We start from the raw sequence: 17,062 nt of genomic DNA, 5'->3' as shown, positions 1-17,062 counted from the left end.
GGCCGGGAGGCAGGCCGACAACCGTGGCCCGCCTTCGCGGGCCGGGCCCAGAGTAGACGCGGTCCCTGCTTCGGTCCCCGCCACTGCTACATTTCGTGCTCCCACCAGCCGCGCGTGTCGACGTCCGCGGCGTCCGCCAGCGCCTCCAGTTCCGCGATCTCCTCGTCGGCGAGCTCGATGCCGAGAGCCCGGACCACCCCGTCGATGTGACCCGCCTTCGTGACCCCGATGATCGGGGTGGTCCCCTTGGCGATGGCCCAGGCGGTGGCGACATCGGCGGCGGACGCGCCCCGGTCCTTGCCGATCGCGCCCATCCGGTCCGTCAGCGCCCCCAGCCGGGGCAGGATGCCGTTGTACACGGCCGCCCGGTCGCTGCCCTCCGGCAACGGGCGCGCTGGGCTGTACCTGCCGGTCAGCGCTCCTTGTTCCAGGACCAGGTAGGAGAAGAACCGCACGTCGTGCTCGCGGCAGTGGTCGAGGATGCCCGCGCGCTCAGAGCTCCGGTACAGAAGGCTGTAGTGGTTCTGGACCGCCTCCACGCGGAAGCCGGCCTCGCCGAGGATCTGATCGGCAAGAGCGATCTCTTCCATGTTGTGGTTCGAGACGCCGACGTGCCTGATTTTGCCGCTCTTGAGCAGCGGGATCAGAGGCGGCGTCCATCGCGCCACGTCGGCAGGGTTGTGGATCCAGAAGAGATCCACGTAGTCCGTACGCATGCGGTCGAGACTCTGCTCCAGCATGTCCGCGACGGGATCGTCGCCGTCGCCCGCGAGCTGCGGGGTGAACTTCGTCGACAGCTGGTATTCGCTTCGGTGATAGCCCGTCAGCGCCTGCGCGAGGACGGCCTCCGAGCGGCCCATGCCGTATGCCACGGCGGTGTCCCACAAGGTGAGCCCGTTCGACTGCGCCTTCTCGACGACCTCCCGCAGGCCGGACTCGCTCAGCCGACTGCCGAAGTAGCCCTCGCCTGCCTCGCCGCTGTCTCCCCAGGCCCATGTGCCCAACGCCACCGCCGGCACAGTCAGCGCCTTGCCAGTCATGTCGTGTCTCCGTTGTTTGTCTTGGGACCGTGTCGGAACGATCGAACGCCAGGAGACCGCGATCGCCACCACCGGAGAAGGTCGCGTCTATGGGGGGGTACAACCTCGACCCCCCTCGTGCCATGACCGGCGCCTACCATGACTGACATGGACCAGCAGCCCGGAAACCGCGGCGAAATCCGGGACTTCCTTGCCGGCCGGCGCGCCAGGATCACCCCGGCGCAGGCCGGACTGCCGACCAGCGCCCGTCGCCGGGTCGCCGGGCTGCGGCGCGAGGAGGTCGCCGTCCTCGCCGGTGTGAGCACGGAGGGGTACACGCGATTGGAGAAGGGCCACATCGGCGGCGTGTCCGAAGACGTCCTTGACGCGGTCGCTCGTGCCCTGCGACTGGACGACGACGAACGCACCTACCTGTTCGACCTGGCCCGGTCATCGCGGCACGGGAGTCGCACGCCCTCGCGTCGCGGAGACGTCGAGGTCCCGCCCCGGGTCCAGTGGCTGCTCGACTCCATGACGACGTCCTCGGCGTTCGTACGCAACGGCCGCACGGACATCGTCGCCGGCAACCCCCTGGCCCGAGCCCTGCTCGCGCCGATGTTCGACAGCGCCACCATCGACCAGCGAGGCCGCCCCAACATCGCCCGCTATGTCTTCCTCGACCCTGGTGCACATGACTTCTTCGTCGACTGGGACGCCGCCGGCGTCGCCACCGCCGCCCTGCTGCGCGCCGAGGTCGGGCGCGAGCCCCGTGACCGGGCACTGCGCGAACTCGTCGGTGAGCTGTCCACCCTCAGCCCGGAGTTCCGCGGCCGATGGGCCGCGCACGGCGTCCTGATGCGCCACGACGGCGTCAAACGACTTCAGCACCCCACCGTCGGCCGCCTGGAACTGACCTTTCAGTCCCTCGACCTGCCCTTGCCGGGCAGAGCCGTGCACGAGCTGATCACCTACACCGCCGAACCCGGCACCGCATCCGAGGACCGGCTCAAAGTCCTCGCCGGTTGGGCAGCTACGCGATCTCGGGCGCCACAGCCCACCCGCCGTTCTCCTCGGCCCGATCCGCTCTGATCCGTCGCGGCTCGCCTGGCCGCGTTCGCGCGCTCCGGCACGATGGTGCCGTGCTGGAGCGCGCCGGCTAGTTCGGTCCGCAAGCGTTCCAAACGGTGTTCAGGTCCGCCTCGTCGGCGGCCTCGATGGCGGTGCCATGGGGTGCGCCGTGGTGAACGCGCACGCCGGGGCCGGTGGTCAAGGCGCGGGCTCCTTCCTTCGGCAAGCCTGCGGATCCGTGCACTCACCCGATATGACAAACGCGATCACGTCTACAGCGGCACCCTGACCGTCGCCGCGATCGGCATCTGGCTCCGCGACCACTGCCCGAGAGCCGTCAGAAACAACCTGGCCCTGCTGTTCGAGCCGCGTTCTTGTATCGGGACTGGGAACCGTCCTCTCGTCGGTGCCGTTGGCGCGGCAGACCGGGGGCTTTCCCTCGCTCAGTCGGATGTCGGCGGTGTCTTCGGCGCGCGGAACAGGCACCCGATCGCGGCGGCGAGAACGACGATGCCGACGGCGATGAGCGAGGCGGACAAGCCGTCCATGAAGGCGGACTTGACGCCGTCTGCCAGGGCCACGCCTCGGGCACCGAGGTGATCGGCGACACGAAGGCCCGCCGCGGCGGAGTCCCGTGCGGCCTCGGCGGCTTCGGCGGGGAGCCGGTCGAGAGAGTCGGGCAGGTCGGAGCGGTAGTGGCTGCCGGTAGATCGATCCCATGAGGGCGATGCCGACGGCCGAGCCGACCTCGCGTGTGGTGTCGTTCATCGCGGAGGCGACTCCCTGCCGGCCGCGGCCGAGTGAGCCGGTGATGGCAGAGGTGCCCACGGCTCCGGACAGGCCGATGCCGAAGCCCGCCGGGACGAGTCCGCCCCGGACTACCGGGAGCCCGCCACAGGCCGCTGCTTGTAGAAGGATTCCTCCAGGTAGGCGGCCGCGTGCGGCTGGTAGGGCTCCTCCAAATAGGCGGCCTCCTGCTCGTCGAGTTCGACGTCCACCGCGGCGACCGCGTCGGCCAGTTGGGCCGGCTTGGTGACCCCGACGATGGGCGAGGTCACCGCCGGGTTGCGCATGACCCAGGCCAGGGCGACCTGGGCCGGGGACAGACCCCGCTTGCCCGCGATCTCGTGGACGCGCTCGGCCACTTCCTGGTCTTCGTCGCGGTAGAGGATCTTGCCGCCCTCGTCGGTCTCGGCACGCGCCGTGGCGGTGTCCCGGGCCCGCGTCAGTCTGCCCCGCGCCAGCGGGCTCCACGGGATCACGCCGATGCCCTGGTCGGCGCAGAGCGGGAGCATCTCCCGCTCTGCTTCTCGGTGGATGAGGTTGTAGTGGTCCTGCATCGACACGAACCGGGTCCAGCCGTTCAGGTCAGCCAGGTACAGGGCCTTCGTGAACTGCCAGGCGTACATGGAAGAGGCTCCGATGTAGCGGACCTTCCCGGACTTGACCGCGTCGTGCAGCGCCTCAAGGGTTTCCTCGATCGGTGTGTCGTAGTCCCAGCGGTGGATCTGGTACAGGTCGATGTAGTCGGTCCCCAGTCGCTTCAGGGAGGCGTCGAGCTCGGCGAAGATCGCCTTGCGGGACAGCCCGGCGCCGTTCGGGCCGGGGCGCATCCGCATCCAGACCTTGGTGGAGAGAACGACCTCCTCGCGCCGGGTGAAGTCCTTGACCGCCTGGCCGACGATCTCCTCGCTGCTTCCGGCGCTGTACCCATTGGCCGTGTCGAGGAAGTTGACGCCACTTTCGAGGGCCTGCTTGATGATGTCCCGGCTGGCGTCCGCGCCCAGCGACCAGGGCTCGCCGCCCCGGTCCGGCTCGCCGAAGCTCATGCAGCCGAGGGTGATGGCGGAGACTTCCAGCCCGGTCGTTCCGAGTTTGACGTATCGCATGCTTCCGAAACCTAGGAGTTGGAGTGCGCTCCAACGCAATATGTCTCGGTCCGGAATCCGGAGGCGTGGGGCCGTGATCATGGAGGCATACGTGCACGGGGTGTCCCCCGCAGCGTGGACGGCCGGGTCAAAGCCCTGGGCGGTGACACCGGGATCTCCAAGAGCGAGGTCTCCCGGATCTGCGGCGGCCTGGACGCGGAACTGTCCGTCTTCCGCACCCGGCCCCTGGACCACACCCGCTTCCCCTACCTCTACCTGGACGCGACTACTGCAAGGCCCGGGTCAACCACCAGATCGTCCCCCAGGCCGTGGCCATCGCCACCGGCATCACCGAGGACTACGGACGAGAAGTGCTCGGACTGCTGGTCGGCGACAGCGAGACCGAGGTGTTTGGGACCGCGTTCCTGCGCTCCCCGCACGAACGCGCCACTACCTCCCCGAAGGAAGCATGGGCCCTCTACCCGAAAACCAAAGACCAGATCCCCTCCGCTACACCACAACAGGGGGCATAACCCCTGTCGCTCCCCGGGCGCGCCAAGCAGGTCCCGGAGGCCTCCCGCGCCTGCGGACACCGAACGGCTTCGGCGTCGGCTCCTCCAGCTCCGGCTCACCTCCGCGCGTGCGGAGAGGACGGTTGAGCACGGGGTGCAACGGGACGCATCCGCAGCGGTGACGGCGATTCCGGAGAGTTGTACTCCTGCCTACTTTCGTACGGTGATGTCCTGGTCGAGCTGTGTGACGCGTTGCTGGGCACGGACGGCCCGGTCCGCACGCTCATGGACCTGGCCCCCGCCCTGAGCACCGAGGTGGGCCCATGCCCTCTACTCCGGGGTGAACCAGGGCCGGATCGAGGTCGCTCGGCTGCGTCGGGCTCTGGTCGAAGTGTCATTGCGCCTGGCGCCGACGGCCGCCTGCCACACCTTCGGCCGGGCCTAGCAAGACGGGCTACGCACTCTCTTTGCCGTCGTGGTCACCAGAGGAACAAGGCGGTCTGGTTACGGGCTGGGATGCCATGGCCGGGAGCCTATGACCGCCCCGAGCGCTGTGATGCAGCAGACCGACACGGCACTACCAACAGGTTGATGCGCACGGGAACGGAGCCCGCCTGCGCAAACTGTGGGCCGACAGTGCCTTCCGCGCGACCTGCACGGAACACGCCACCCGGCTCGGCCTCGGCTCCAAGCCGTCCAGCGCGACCTGGGCAGCAAGGGGCTCACCCCGCTGCCCCGCCGGTGGGCGGCCGAGCGCACCTTCGGATAGATCATGATGTTCCGCCGGCTCGCCCGCGACCACGAGTCGCTGCCCGCCCGCTCCGCCGCCCTCATCCAACTCCGAATGATCGACCTGATGGCCTGCCGCCTCACCGGCGAGCCCGCCCCTGCCTGGCGAGACACCTAGAACGATGCCAACTGGGCAGGTCGGGACGAAGGATTGGAAGGAGACGCCCACCAAAGGCTTCCAGCGCGATGTTGTTACGCCGGGGATGTGGCGTGTCGGACATCGGTGGCATCGAGGCGTCCGGCTTCCTCCTGCTGAGGAAGTGTCCGCTTCTCTTTCCAGAAGTGGTACAGAGAGGTGGCGAGGATGGCAGTGCCGAGGAGGTTGGCGACGAAGTGCCACCACACCCGGTATGTGGTGAGCGCTGGCCCCGGGTCGATCACGCCGAACCATGTTGACAGACCGATCGCACGGGTTGCCCCAAAGGCGACGGACAGCGTCAGTGCGATGTGCTCTGCGCCGTGAATGCTTTGCATCCATACGCCCGTCTTTGCCCACTTGTGCGAGTTGGTGTGATGGCTCAACTGCCGCGTGATCAGTGCGATGCCCACCAGCCCAGCGAGAAAAATGAAGTTCCCGGTCACGTGGAGAATTTCCATGCCGAGTGGTGGTTTCGTCGGATCGACTTGTCCCATACCCCGTGCCAGGCTGTCGCCCCACGGCGTCATCCAGGCCTCCGACGCGGGATGGGCGACCCAGTACGCCGCCTGCGCCACATGTTCCTGGAAATGCCCGAGCTGGCCGAGCACCCCCAACACGATGACGCCTGTACTGATGCGTCGCAGCCAGGGACGTTCGGTCCCACGGTCCGCGATGGCGAGGATGCCCACCGCGGCCCACATCGCCGCGGCCCAAAGGGTCAGCAGCACGGCTCCTGCGGTGTCCCAGGCTGCGACCGAGCCAGGCACCGACATGTCGGCATGATGGTTCACAGCGCTCCTGTGCGTCCACGTGGCTGAACGGGTGTTTGTTTGCTGGGCCAGTTCTTCGGAGATGACCGTTATAGTTCTTTTGCGTCATCCTGTTCTCTTGGATACGTCGTAGGAAGGACTGTTACGCGCACGGCGTCCGCGACTCGCAGATACCGATGTGCGGCGTTGAGCACGTCGGCGGGGCGTACACGGGCAAGCGCTTGAGGCCAGCGCCAGAGCCAGCCGGCCTCCACCCCAAGAGCGCGAACATGCGTAAGGGAAGCGGCAAGGCCGCGTTGCGGTGCCAGGGCGGCAGCAGCAGTGCCGCAGGCCGTAGCGGTTGCCCTACGCAGTTCTCCCCAAGGCAGGGGCTCCTCACGTAGTTCCGCCACGGCCGCTAGCACAACACCCCATGCCGCCTGATGGTGCTCCATGGGCACCTCGACGTTGACTTCCATAAAGGAGCGGCCGGGTTCGTGCCGGATCACGCTCCACGGGGAATAGCTCCACCCCAGTTCGTTGCGGAAGCGCCGCATGAGTCGGGAGCGGTAGCCACCGCCGAGTGTGTGCTGCGCTACAAAGAATGCGGGGTAGTCGGGGGCGTCCCGGCGGGGGGCCGACCATGCTATGCGCAGGCAAGCGGTCTCACCGCCGCCCACCCTGAGGATTCGCGCGCGAGCCTCGTCGCCGGCCTTGGGTGGGGTCTCCTTGTCGGATGCCCCGGTGGACTTCCGCTCCATCCGGTATTTCGGCCCTGAGGGCGCCGCGAGCATGTCTTTGTGTGCCGTGCGGGCCGCCATGTTCAAGGTGGTCATGAAACGTTCCAGCCCTCGGCCCAGTTCCTCCGCGTTGATACTGGACACCGCCGTGAAGCAGGCGGTGTCCAGATCCAGGAAACCGAGGGCATGTCGGCCCGTCAGGAGGGCCTCTGCGCCGTCCAAATAGGTGCTCGCCAGCCCGAAGGGCTCGGACCTGTCATCCCTTCCTGAGGCAAGCATGCTCCGGATGTAAGTAGAAGCAACTGCCTGACGATCGAGGAGAGCCACTTGCGCCTGTGCCTCCATAGATTCACGCAGGAGTCTCAGAGCATCAGGTACACCGAACGTTGCGATGAGCGACTCCGCCGCGTGTGCCAGGAAGTCCTCCCAACTGTCTGCCAGGAGGGGCAAACTCCAACTGTCTGCGGAGAGGCAAACTCCACAACAGCCCCTCTCCGTACGCCGTCACCTCGGCCTGTGCTCCGTGGCAAGCGGCCAATTCGTCCATGCTCGACCGGCCGCCCGCTGCGGAGCCCGCGGACATCAGGAACGCCGCGAGCAGCATCCGCAGACTTTCCGCTTGCCTGGGAGTGCCCCGGAACTCCGACCGCAACGGTGTGTAGCCGTTGATCTCCACTAGCGGGACGTCTCCGTACCGCACCGCGAGAACACCCGGCACGTGCTGTCCCTCCGCGGGTGCAGCCAATGCCTCTTGCAGATCAGGAGCTCCGACGATCACCGACCCACCTCCAGAGTGAGCACCGCCACTTTCTGTGCGAGCAGGTCCCGGGCCACGGCGCGGACTTCGGCCGCCGTTATCTGCAGCAGCGTGTGCGGCAGATCCAGCACCTTCGCGCTATCTCCATGGATCAGCTCGATCGAGCCTGTCATGAGGGCCCGGCCCATGACCTGGTCCTGGGTTCGCCACATCTGAGCGGCGATGCGACGAGCAGTGCGGGTCACTTCGCCCTGCTCCAGTCCCTCGTTCGCGATGCCGGCCAGTGTGTGACGCACCATGGCGACAGCGTCCGTCGTGGACAGATCCTTCTGGTGGAAGACCTCGACGACGAACGGCAGCGGGTTTCGGCCATCGAAAGGATTGCCGAAAAGCCCAAGGTAGCTGGCCACTTCGGTAATGCCACCGCGTTCGTCCGCTACCCGGTCGAGTCTTCCTAGGGGATGGTTGACCAAGATATCCGCCAGAAGAACGGCGGCCAGCAGGTTGCGAGAGATGCCGCGGCGCACCGGTGCACGGAATGCGATCGCGGTAGCAGGATGCGGTGCATGCGGATCCCGATGGGCCATGACGCGGTCCGCGTCGAGTTCGGGTTCTTCCTCTACTGTAGCTGCAGCGCGACCTTCGAGTACCGAGAAGGGGGCGTGGGAGCGTATTCTGCCAAAGTTTTTCTCGATCAGGGCTCGCATGTGTCGAGAATCAACGGACCCGCTTACGGTGAGGACTGCCCGGGACGGGACGTAGTAAGTCGCGGCAAATTGCTCGACATCGCTGGGGAAAGGAGGGTGTCGATGTGACTCGCACCATAACCGTTGTGTGCGTGTTGAGGAAAGGCGTAAGCCGCTTCGGGGAGCCACATCCAGGGAAACCTCCAAAGACTTGGCCGTCAATGTTGGCGCGGATTTCGTCCTTGACGACTTCCACCTGCTCCTTCAGCTGTCGTTTGCTGATCTTTCGTGTGGCCATTCGTTCGGCTTCCAGGCGCAGTAACGCCTCGGCCCGATCTGCCGGTAGAACTCCGTAGTATTCGGTGTAGTCAGCCTGTGTGGTGGCGTTGAGTATCCCGCCGGCGTCGAGCACGGCTCCCACCAAAGGGGCAGCGGACCTGTCGCACAGTAAGTGCTCGCAAAGATGAGCCACTCCGTTCTTGCCAAGTGGCTCTGTCCGAGAACCAACCTCGTAGTGCGCGGATATTGCCACCAGCCCGTGGGCGTCGTGTGGATCCAGCACCACGCGTAGTCCATTGGTCAGTGCAAGCCTCTCCATGGATCGACTATCTCCCGTCGCAAGCACCCGGTCATCCGAGCAATGGAACGGCAGTGTGGGGTGTGGGTTGATGGCTGTTCCTTCTGGCTCGTCAGCCAACTTCGGAACTGACTCTTGACGGTTACAAAGTGCACCGTCAAGCATTGAGCGCAACTCCAGTAACGGAGCAACGAGAGGAACCCTCGTGACCATCACCAATGACGCCCCTATAGCTGTGGGGGAGTTACGAGCCAAAGACATTCAGATGGCCGCCACTGCCGACCTCGCCCGGCGGACCCTGCTGATCAGTGGCGCGATCGGCGGGAACAGCCACGACATCGTGGTGTCCTTCGAGCTCCCCGAACCCGGCCGCTGACATGTCGTCAAGAGCGAGACCAACCTCACCGACCTGCCCTGGCTCACCTGGCAGATGACGTGCGAAGAGAACACTCGCTTCACTGCCGACGCACGGCGCAACTCGTCTCGCGACAGTTCGCCAAGACCTTCATGTCACCGGACCAAGAACGCATCACCTTCTATGACGGCGAGGTGCGTCCTGGGGAGGCGGTGCTGAAGATGTTCACCATCGAGGCGGCCCGCAAGCGCTCGGTCATTGCCCACTCGCGCTTCGTGCCACCGCCGGCTGAGGTCCCCGGCACCGGTCCGCAACAGCCACAGAAGCCGACGCAACCGGCGCAACCGGTCAAGCAGCGGCTGGCCGAACAGATCCGTCACGTAGTGGACAACGGTATGCCGCCCAGGCCGGCAATCGAGCTCTTCATCCCGGTCACGCTGATCAACGGCTGACACCTGGTCCAGGGGCGGCCGTGCGCATCGCGGCCACCTCACTAGTAGCCGAGCAGGACATCACATCAATGAGTACTCCAGGGCTGGTTCGCTTCGTCACGGCCCGCACTGTCTCGATCCTGGGTGATCGGCTGGCGGAGACCGCCTTGCCGATGGTGATCCTGCTGGCCACACAGGATGCCCTCTTGGCGGGCCTCGTGACAGCAGCCAATATGGCCCCCACGTTCCTTATCGCACTGCCCGTGGGACACTACGTCGATCTGCGGGAACGGCGCCGGCTGATGATCACTGCCGACATCTGGCGCGCTGTGTTGGCGGCTGGGCTCGCCATTGCTCTTCTCGCCCCCCACCCGCCGGCCGCGATTCTGATCGGCGTGTCCTTCCTGCTGGGTTGCGGAGATGTCTTGTTCAACGTCTCCGCGCAGTCCTACCTGCCGGCGCTGGTGCCCTCTGCTCGCATCATGCGCGCCAACACCGCTCTGGAGACCGGTGACGCGGCCGCCACCCTTGCGGGACCGGCCCTTGCCGGAGCTGTACTTGCCAGGTTCTCCGCCTCGGTCGCCATCGTCCTGAACTCGGCTTCCTTTCTTCTCTCCGCCTTGTTACTGCTTCGGCTCCCGAACTCCCGACTGGACCAAAGGCGGGACCCGGGGGAGGACGCCACTCACGCCAAGCACGCCGGCATGCTGGCTGGAGTGAGATTGCTGATCGGCGATCCGACCCAGCGACTTCTCCAGATCGCCACTGCCTATATGTATGTGGCAGCTGGCTCGTCCGGAGTCATGGTCATCAGCTTGGCCGTCCAGGCCTTGCGGTTGCGCACCGTGGAAGTGGGGCTGCTGCTCTCTGCAGCGGGCGTCGGCGGGCTGCTCGTCGGCTTAGTGGTCGCACGCATGGTCGAACGGGCACCGTGGGGTCCCCTGCTGGGGCTTGTCCTGTTCGGCCTCGCACTGACCTGCCTCTGGCTGGGCGCCAGCCCTAGTTTTGGCATCGCATTTCCGGCGGTATTGCTCATGGACGGCTGCTCCGCACTTGCTTTCATCACCGCTGGTTCGGCCCGTCAGCTTCTTACTCCCGCCGATCGCCTCGGCCGGGTTACCGCCGCCGCCGGCGTCCTGAACGGCGTAGCCCGCACGCTGGGCGCTGCGGGAGGTGGCACCCTCGTGGTGGCACTGGGGGCCCGCGGTGCCCTGATGACGCTGGGCGGATGCGGTATCGCAGCCGCGATCCCGCTGCTCCTGTCCCGTGTCGCCAGGTTCCCTCTGACCGGTGTTCCCCAACGAGACGTGAAGTCGGCCCCCGCAGGGACGTCCTGACCCGCCCCGGGCGTCCCCGGACAACGAGAGACCCAGCTATGACATACACGTTCATCCCTGCACCGGAACTCCTCGACAGTCCTCGAGGCCGGCGCCTCGTCGGAGCCACGCCGAGTGCCTTGATGGTGCCCGAACGACCGGAACTTCCCCCGACAGCCAGTGCGGTCATCGTCGGCGGCGGCTTGGCCGCGCTCAGCCTCGCGGCTCGTCTCTGGCATGACGGAATCAGGGACTACCTGATCCTGGAGCGCGGGCCCCGCCTTGGCGGCCAGTTCTTCGAACGGACGGCCAGCGTTGGCCAGATGATCCTGCGCAGCCCCTATGAACATCATCCTGGAGCCGAGGGACACAGCGACTGCGAGATGCTCGACTTCGCTCGACTGAACTGGAACCACCTCACCGCGATCGAGCAGAACGAGGTGCGAATGGCGCAGTCGGGCCAGCGCGCTGTGGCACCTCTCGACGTTTTCGAGGGTTTCTGCTCACATGTGGCAGCCACCCACAGCATCACCGAGCGATCTCGACGTGCGGAGGTCCAGAAGGTCGTCGCGGACGGCGACGGGTGGCGAGTGGCGACAGACCGGGGCGATGTCCGAGCCACAGCAGTAGTCCTCGCTGTCGGTGAAGCGCGGCGCGAGGCTCCGGACGGCTGGGACACCGCGTCCGAACGCGTACGGTACTGGGATGAACCCTGCGAGCCGATCGACGGACGTCACGCGGTGATCGGCGCGGGACTGAGCGCTGCGCACATCGTGGCCGATCTTTGCGCGCGCGGTCTGGCCGTCGATTGGGTGTTCCGAGGCAAGGAGCATTACCAGTGCGCCGATGTGAATGCCGCGTTTTTCCGCCCTGAAGGCCGGGCGATCTTTCACCTGGACTCGCTGGAGCGCCGATGGGCCATGCTGTCAGTCGAACGTCGCCCCTCCATCATGTTTGAGTTCCGCCCGCGTTTGCGGGCGTGGGAGGAAGTCGGCCTTCTCAGCGTCCACCGCGAAACGGTGGTCACGGAACTACGTGCCGATCCAACCGGAGTTGCACTGTGTATTGATGGCGGCGCGCCGCTGCGGGTGTCTCAGGCTCATCTGGCGCTGGGCACGCGGCCCCCACTCGCGCCCGAGGTTTCAGGAGCCGAAATCCGAACCCACGGGGGACTGCCTCTGATGGACGAGACCACCCTTCAGATTTCCGGCATCACTGGGTTATATGCCATCGGGGCCCTCGCCTCGCTCGCCCTTGGTCCCGCAACTCGGAACATTGATGGACACCGGGTGGCCGCTGCCCGTATCTCCACATCTCTGCGCAGGCGGCTCGGCAGCCGAGAAGCGTGACCGTTTCGAGCGAGCGTGGAGGTTGGCGTGATCATCACTCAGTATGAACCGGAAGAAGCGGCTCTTGAGCCGCAAAGCGTAGTCCTCGGCCAGGGCACGGACCGGGTCCTCGCGGCGTTGGGCCTTGTCGCCTACACCCATCGCATACCGCATCTCATGATCACCGTTGAGCGAGGGTCCCACGCGGGCGGTTGGAAACTCGGCTGGAAAGAGTCCATCGATGCCGGCCTGGATCTATGGGAAGAGATGCGGGCCCGCTTCGCAGAGTCCGGCCTGACGCGCATTCGTCGGAACGGCGCACCTCGCGAGAACCTGGCCAGGCTGGGAAGCGCTGTCGCCTCCGAGCTCGGTACCCCGCCTGATGCAGCGCTGACAGTGCTGCTCGCTGTGTGTCTCATCCGACGCGAAGAGTTCGACAGGCGACTGCTGGAACGGCGGGGACGCCGGTGAGATACCGTGCCGACCCACCCGCGATCGAGTTGCCGGAAACCTTTTACGCACAGCACTGGGAGCGTGAGCCCTTGCTGCTGCGGGCAGCCGACCCCAACTGCTTCCGCAGTGTTTTCACCAGCGCGGTGTTCGAAGAGCTGATTGAGTACGGAGCCCTGCGCAGCGGCTTCGTTACGGTGGTGGACAAGGGGCGACCAGTCGCCCACGAACTCCTCTGCCGGGAAGAGGAGGTAGGTGGGCTGGTCCATGACGATCTGGTGGCGCCGGAAATAGTGGCGAGCTATCGCCAAGGTGGGGCCACGGTAATACTTGCCGGAATTCACCTGCTGCATCGGTCCGTCGCCGACCTGGTGCGACGGCTGGAGGCAGATGTGGGCCGGGAGGCGGAGGCCCATGCCTTTCACACACCACCTCGTGCCAGCGGCCTGGCCCTGCATTTCGACGGCGAGGACAATTTCCTGTTTCAGCTGGAGGGCACCAAACACTGGACCCTCGCCCCACCCTTGTCTGACAGGCTGCCGGTCAGCGGTGGCCACCCGGGGGCCGGGCACGTGCTCGATCAGGACAGACTGATCCACGTCGAACTTTGTCCTGGGGATCTGCTGTATATCCCCCGTGGATGGTTGCATGCCTCATCGACGACCGACCAGGCGTCTCTGCACGTGACGATCCAGGTTTTGCCCCACACTGTTCGCGATGCCATCAGCGACAGGGTCCGGCAGATCCTGGAGGCCTCGGTCGCCGACGATCAAGTAGTCCCAGGCCGGGGAGCTTCCGCTACTGCATTTGCCGATCAGGTCCGCGCAACGGCCCGAGCGCTTGAGGAATGGGCTGATGAGCTGTCCTCGGGCCATTGATCAGACATCGCGCGGGTCACCGGATGGGGTCGGCCGAATATCTGCTTCGCATGGGTGTTCTGCGAGGTTCAGCGGGTCCTCGTAGTACTTGCAGGCGGATTCTCCGCTTGGGGGCATCATCGGCGGAGAGCGCGGTGCCCTGGTAAGTGGGGACGCACGTGAGCCGTACCCGCGTGGCCTGCCGGACGAAGCGTGGGAGCTGATCCAGCCGGTGACAACCGGAGGGAGAGCGAACCATCGGCTCACCTCGGCTCGCACGGAGATGACCGGTGCAAGGTCCTGGTCCTCACCACGGTGGCGTGGCGTGTTGTCTTCGGGCGTGGCGTGGACGGACGAGAGCGGGTGCGCGGCGGGCGGTCCCGCCCACGGCGTGGCGGGGTGCCGGGCGGCGTCGCCGGAGCCGAATGGGCGGCGGGAGACGGTTTCGCGGGGCGGGGAACGCGGGCGCGGACCGACGGCCCCCGCGCGGGGACCGGCCGCCGCGGCGCGGCTGGCTTCCTCCCGGAGCGTCCCCGAGCCGGGCGACGGCCCGCACCGGTCTCAGGGGGCTCGGCGGCAGCGGTCTCGCCGGGTCGTCACGCCGACGTGGACGCGCCTGCCGGCCGGTGCGGGCTCAGGCGGGCCTCTTGCCGGCGGGGACCTCAGTTCTCCCGCCGGGGTGAGGCCGGCACGATCAGTGCCCTGTAGCCGGGGATGCCGGCGATCCATTGCCGGGTCTCGGGCCCCAGGACGACCGGGGCGGTGGCGTAGGCGTCGGCCCAGGTGAGGTGCGGGCCGGTGACGGTCGCGGAGAGGGCCTTCGTGGCCGGGGCCCCGGTGCGGGGGTCGGTGATGTGGCAGCCGCGTTCCGTCGTGCCCGAGGTGGCGATGGCCAGGTCACGGCCGGTCACGACAGTCAGGAGGCGGCCGGGGCGGCGGGGGTCGGCGATACCCACGCGCCAAGGCGTGCCGGGCGATGCCTCGCCGCCGAGCTGGAGGTCGCCGCCGCCGTTGACGCAGGTGTTGGCCGCGCCGGCCGCGCGCAGGATCCGGGACGCTTCCTCGACGGCCCAGCCCTTGACGAGCCCCGAGGGGTCCAGGCGCCCTCCGGGACGGGGGGTGAAGCATCCGCGGGTGCGCCTTTCCGCCTCCTCGCACAGGCGGAGGACGCGCGCGACCACATTCGGGGCCTCGTCGAGCGTCATGGTGCCGTGGGCGAGGCGGCTGACGGCGCTGTCGGGGCGGTAGGTCGAGAAGAGCCGGTCGACGTGGTGGAGCCAGGCGACGGCCTGCCGCAGGGCGGAGACGAGGGCGGGGGTCGGCCGGTCGCGGATGTCGAAGGAGAAGACGGTGCCCATGACGTGCTCGACGTGACGGAGGCCGGGGTGACGGGAGCCCTGGGAGGCGGAGCGGGACCCGCCGACGGGACGTTCGGCGGCCCGGGCCGCCGCGGGCTCAGAGGGCGTGCCCATGGGCCTGGTCCAGGGCGCTTTGCAGGGACCGCACATATCCCTCGCTGGTGTAGGTGGCGCCCGACACGGCGTCGACGCGGGCGCTCTGGGCGTTCAGGGCCTCCTGCGTCAGCCGCGGTACGGCGGTCGCGGCGATCTCCCGGTCGCGTCCGTTCCCGGAAGGCACTTGGAGCACCTTGACCGTGACGATCCGCCCGCCCTTGAGCGTGACGGCGACCTGCACGGGACCGTACGGGGTGCCGACGACATCACCGGTGAAGGTGCGCCCGGCCCCGCCCGGGCCCGCCGGGGCGGGGGCGGAGTGCGGGCCGCCGGCCGATGACGGGGCGGGGGCCGCGGAAGGGGCGGCGGCCTGGTGCGGTTTGAGCGAGAGCAGCAGGACGATGCCGACGACGCTGGTGAGCGTGGTGGCGGCGGCTTTGCGCACGGTCTCTCCTTGGGACGGGGTGCGGAGATCGGGGTCTCGCCGGAAGCCGGGACGGGTCTCAGAAGGCGAAGGACTCGTGGTGGACGCGGCGCCGCGGTACGCCCGCGGCGCGCAGGGCGGTCAGGGCCGCGTCGGTCATGCCGGGCGGGCCGCACAGATACACCTCCCGTTCGGCGAGGTCGGGCACCTGCCGGACGAGGGCCGGCGCGGTGAGGGGGAGCGCGTGACCGGCCGGGGCGGAGACGGAGTAGTGGACGCGGGCGCCGCGATCCGCGGCGATCGCGTCGAGTTCCCCGCGCAGGGCGAGGTCCTGGGGGCGCCGGGCCCAGTAGATCAGGGCCGTGTCACCGGGAAGCGTCTCGAAGAGGGCGCGCAGCGGGGTGATGCCGACGCCGCCCGCCATGAGGAGCGACTTGCGGGCGCGGGCACGGGCGGCGGTGAGGCCGCCGTACGGGCCCTCGGCCCAGACGCGGGTGCCCGGCGCCAGTCCGGCGACGGCGGCGCTGTGCCGGCCGACGGCCTTGACGGTGATGCGCAGGAACCCGGGAGCGGCGGGCGCCGACAGCGAGTAGGGGGAGGCCGTCCACCAGAGCCCCGGGGCGAGGAAACGCCAGCGGAAGAACTGTCCGGGCCGGGCTCCCAGTTCCTCCAGCCGTTCGCCGGTGAGGTACACCGAGACGACGCCGGGCGCTTCGGGACGGACCGCGGCGACGCGCAGCCGGTGCCGGTACGCCGACCGCAGCGGCACGAGGAAGCGGTACCAGCCCACCAGCGCCGCCACCCCCACGTACAGCGCGTACCAGGCGGCCCGCGCCGGTCCGTCGCCCGCGAAGTCGGCGCCGTTGGAGAGCTGGTGGCCGAAGGCGAGGAAGACGGCCGCGTACGTGGCGAAGTGGAGGTAGTGCCAGGTCTCGTAGCCGACCCGGCGGCGTACCGCGCGGGCGGAGACGGCGGCGGTCAGCAGGAAGAGCAGGAAGCCCGCGGTGGCCTTGAGCATGTCGGGGTAGTGCAGGACGACGGCCGAGGTCTCGGCGACGAGGCCGGTGTGGCCGGTGAGCGCGTAGCCCCACAGGATCAGCAGCGTGTGGGCCAGGACGAGACTGATTGTCCATCGGCCGCCGTACGCGTGCCAGCGTGCCAGCCGGTCGGTGCCGATCGCGTGGTCGAGCAGCGGCGCGCGGGCCATGAGGGCGAGCAGGACGGCGCTGGCGTACCCGGCGAGGAGGCCGGTGACGCGTCCGCCGTTGGTGAGCCAGTCCGCGGGCCCGGCCACGGACGGGGTGTCGGCCCACCACAGGGCGAGGACCGCCGCGGCGCCGGCCGCGATGAGCAGCCGGGCGAGCAGGGGGCCGGGGTCGGGACGGGCCCGGCGCGGGGTGCCGCGGTGGCGGGAGCCGGGGCGGGCGGCGGTGCCGCGGGCGGGGACGAGGTCGGCCACGGTGGCGTCTCTCCTTCGTGCGCTGGACCGTTCGGAGGGCCAGCCTCGCCGTCCCGGCTCTGAGAACCTTCTGAACGGGCGGCC

The 17,062-nt window shown here is 68.0% G+C and carries 15 protein-coding genes and 3 pseudogenes; 8 read left to right on the top strand and 10 right to left on the bottom strand.

Going from position 1 to position 17,062, the window contains the following annotated elements; genetic code table 11:
• Positions 1–86: 86 nt before the first annotated feature.
• Complete coding sequence (locus ABZX96_RS14715) at positions 87–1,040, bottom strand: aldo/keto reductase (protein WP_355543434.1); 954 nt, start codon at positions 1,038–1,040, stop codon at positions 87–89.
• Positions 1,041–1,187: 147 nt separating this feature from the next.
• Here ABZX96_RS14715 and ABZX96_RS14710 point away from each other — a divergent pair, with 147 nt between their 5' ends.
• Positions 1,188–2,108 carry a helix-turn-helix transcriptional regulator gene (locus tag ABZX96_RS14710; protein WP_355543431.1) on the top strand — a complete coding sequence of 307 codons (921 nt, stop codon included), beginning with the start codon at positions 1,188–1,190 and terminating at the stop codon, positions 2,106–2,108.
• A gap of 422 nt (positions 2,109–2,530) precedes the next feature.
• On the opposite strand, the gene ABZX96_RS14705 is transcribed toward ABZX96_RS14710, so the two are convergent.
• Both ABZX96_RS14705 and ABZX96_RS14700 read right to left on the bottom strand, forming a co-directional pair.
• Positions 2,531–2,668 (bottom strand): hypothetical protein, encoded by a 138-nt coding sequence (locus ABZX96_RS14705; RefSeq protein ID WP_355543428.1) that lies wholly within the window; start codon positions 2,666–2,668, stop codon positions 2,531–2,533.
• A 297-nt stretch (positions 2,669–2,965) separates the two neighbouring features.
• Complete coding sequence (locus ABZX96_RS14700) at positions 2,966–3,976, bottom strand: aldo/keto reductase (protein WP_355543425.1); 1,011 nt, start codon at positions 3,974–3,976, stop codon at positions 2,966–2,968.
• Positions 3,977–4,046: 70 nt separating this feature from the next.
• Here ABZX96_RS14700 and ABZX96_RS14695 point away from each other — a divergent pair.
• A pseudogene (locus ABZX96_RS14695) lies at positions 4,047–4,359 on the top strand (transposase); the annotation flags it as partial.
• An 880-nt stretch (positions 4,360–5,239) separates the two neighbouring features.
• Positions 5,240–5,374 carry a hypothetical protein gene (locus tag ABZX96_RS14690; RefSeq protein WP_355543422.1) on the top strand — a complete coding sequence of 45 codons (135 nt, stop codon included), beginning with the start codon at positions 5,240–5,242 and terminating at the stop codon, positions 5,372–5,374.
• 74 nt (positions 5,375–5,448) lie between these two features.
• Here the strand turns inward: ABZX96_RS14690 and ABZX96_RS14685 are convergent, their stop codons facing one another.
• The 4 genes and pseudogenes from ABZX96_RS14685 to ABZX96_RS14670 form a co-directional block, all read right to left on the bottom strand.
• Positions 5,449–6,168 (bottom strand): DUF6008 family protein, encoded by a 720-nt coding sequence (locus tag ABZX96_RS14685; protein WP_355543503.1) that lies wholly within the window; start codon positions 6,166–6,168, stop codon positions 5,449–5,451.
• An 86-nt stretch (positions 6,169–6,254) separates the two neighbouring features.
• On the bottom strand, positions 6,255–7,211 hold the full coding sequence (locus tag ABZX96_RS14680; protein ID WP_355543419.1) for an insulinase family protein: 957 nt from the start codon (positions 7,209–7,211) through the stop codon (positions 6,255–6,257).
• Between the two features lie 447 nt (positions 7,212–7,658).
• Entirely contained in the window at positions 7,659–8,516 is an 858-nt protein-coding gene (locus ABZX96_RS14675) for an insulinase family protein (RefSeq protein ID WP_355543416.1), read from the bottom strand.
• A gap of 49 nt (positions 8,517–8,565) precedes the next feature.
• A pseudogene (locus ABZX96_RS14670) lies at positions 8,566–8,925 on the bottom strand (insulinase family protein); the annotation flags it as partial.
• Positions 8,926–9,169: 244 nt separating this feature from the next.
• Here ABZX96_RS14670 and ABZX96_RS14665 point away from each other — a divergent pair.
• From ABZX96_RS14665 to ABZX96_RS14645, 5 genes and pseudogenes are all read left to right on the top strand, one after another.
• Positions 9,170–9,711: pseudogene (locus tag ABZX96_RS14665) on the top strand (DUF6423 family protein).
• 20 nt (positions 9,712–9,731) lie between these two features.
• Entirely contained in the window at positions 9,732–11,027 is a 1,296-nt protein-coding gene (locus ABZX96_RS14660; protein WP_355543413.1) for an MFS transporter, read from the top strand.
• 38 nt (positions 11,028–11,065) lie between these two features.
• Positions 11,066–12,355, top strand: a complete 1,290-nt coding sequence (locus tag ABZX96_RS14655; RefSeq protein ID WP_355543410.1) for an NAD(P)-binding domain-containing protein — start codon at positions 11,066–11,068, stop codon at positions 12,353–12,355.
• Between the two features lie 27 nt (positions 12,356–12,382).
• A complete protein-coding gene (locus ABZX96_RS14650; protein WP_355543407.1) occupies positions 12,383–12,805 on the top strand; it encodes a DUF6187 family protein in 423 nt (140 codons plus the stop codon).
• The gene (locus tag ABZX96_RS14645; protein ID WP_355543404.1) at positions 12,802–13,662 is read left to right on the top strand and encodes a cupin domain-containing protein; all 861 of its coding nucleotides are present in this window, start codon (positions 12,802–12,804) and stop codon (positions 13,660–13,662) included. Before ABZX96_RS14650 ends, ABZX96_RS14645 begins: the two co-directional genes overlap by 4 nt.
• 641 nt (positions 13,663–14,303) lie before the next feature.
• Here the strand turns inward: ABZX96_RS14645 and ABZX96_RS14640 are convergent.
• The 3 genes from ABZX96_RS14640 to ABZX96_RS14630 all read right to left on the bottom strand — a co-directional run bounded on the left by ABZX96_RS14640 (position 14,304) and on the right by ABZX96_RS14630 (position 16,978).
• Entirely contained in the window at positions 14,304–14,999 is a 696-nt protein-coding gene (locus ABZX96_RS14640) for an FAD:protein FMN transferase (RefSeq protein ID WP_355543499.1), read from the bottom strand.
• Positions 15,000–15,096: 97 nt separating this feature from the next.
• Complete coding sequence (locus ABZX96_RS14635) at positions 15,097–15,540, bottom strand: FMN-binding protein (protein ID WP_355543401.1); 444 nt, start codon at positions 15,538–15,540, stop codon at positions 15,097–15,099.
• Between the two features lie 58 nt (positions 15,541–15,598).
• Entirely contained in the window at positions 15,599–16,978 is a 1,380-nt protein-coding gene (locus tag ABZX96_RS14630) for a ferredoxin reductase family protein (RefSeq protein WP_355543398.1), read from the bottom strand.
• Positions 16,979–17,062: the final 84 nt, after the last annotated feature.

It is taken from the genome of Streptomyces sp. NPDC003077, from assembly GCF_040611095.1.
Lineage (GTDB): Bacteria > Actinomycetota > Actinomycetes > Streptomycetales > Streptomycetaceae > Streptomyces.
The sequence above is the reverse complement of the archived record's forward strand: the minus strand, read 5'-3'. Positions and strand labels throughout refer to the sequence as shown.

Excerpts from the sequence above, each read along its gene's own strand:
- ABZX96_RS14715 (WP_355543434.1), bottom strand. The coding sequence starts at position 1,040 with ATGACTGGCAAGGCGCTGACTGTGCCGGCGGTGGCGTTGGGCACATGG.
- ABZX96_RS14710 (WP_355543431.1), top strand. The coding sequence starts at position 1,188 with ATGGACCAGCAGCCCGGAAACCGCGGCGAAATCCGGGACTTCCTTGCC.
- ABZX96_RS14700 (WP_355543425.1), bottom strand. The coding sequence starts at position 3,976 with ATGCGATACGTCAAACTCGGAACGACCGGGCTGGAAGTCTCCGCCATC.
- ABZX96_RS14690 (WP_355543422.1), top strand. The coding sequence starts at position 5,240 with ATGATGTTCCGCCGGCTCGCCCGCGACCACGAGTCGCTGCCCGCCCGC.
- ABZX96_RS14685 (WP_355543503.1), bottom strand. The coding sequence starts at position 6,168 with ATGTCGGTGCCTGGCTCGGTCGCAGCCTGGGACACCGCAGGAGCCGTG.
- ABZX96_RS14655 (WP_355543410.1), top strand. The coding sequence starts at position 11,066 with ATGACATACACGTTCATCCCTGCACCGGAACTCCTCGACAGTCCTCGA.
- ABZX96_RS14640 (WP_355543499.1), bottom strand. The coding sequence starts at position 14,999 with ATGGGCACCGTCTTCTCCTTCGACATCCGCGACCGGCCGACCCCCGCC.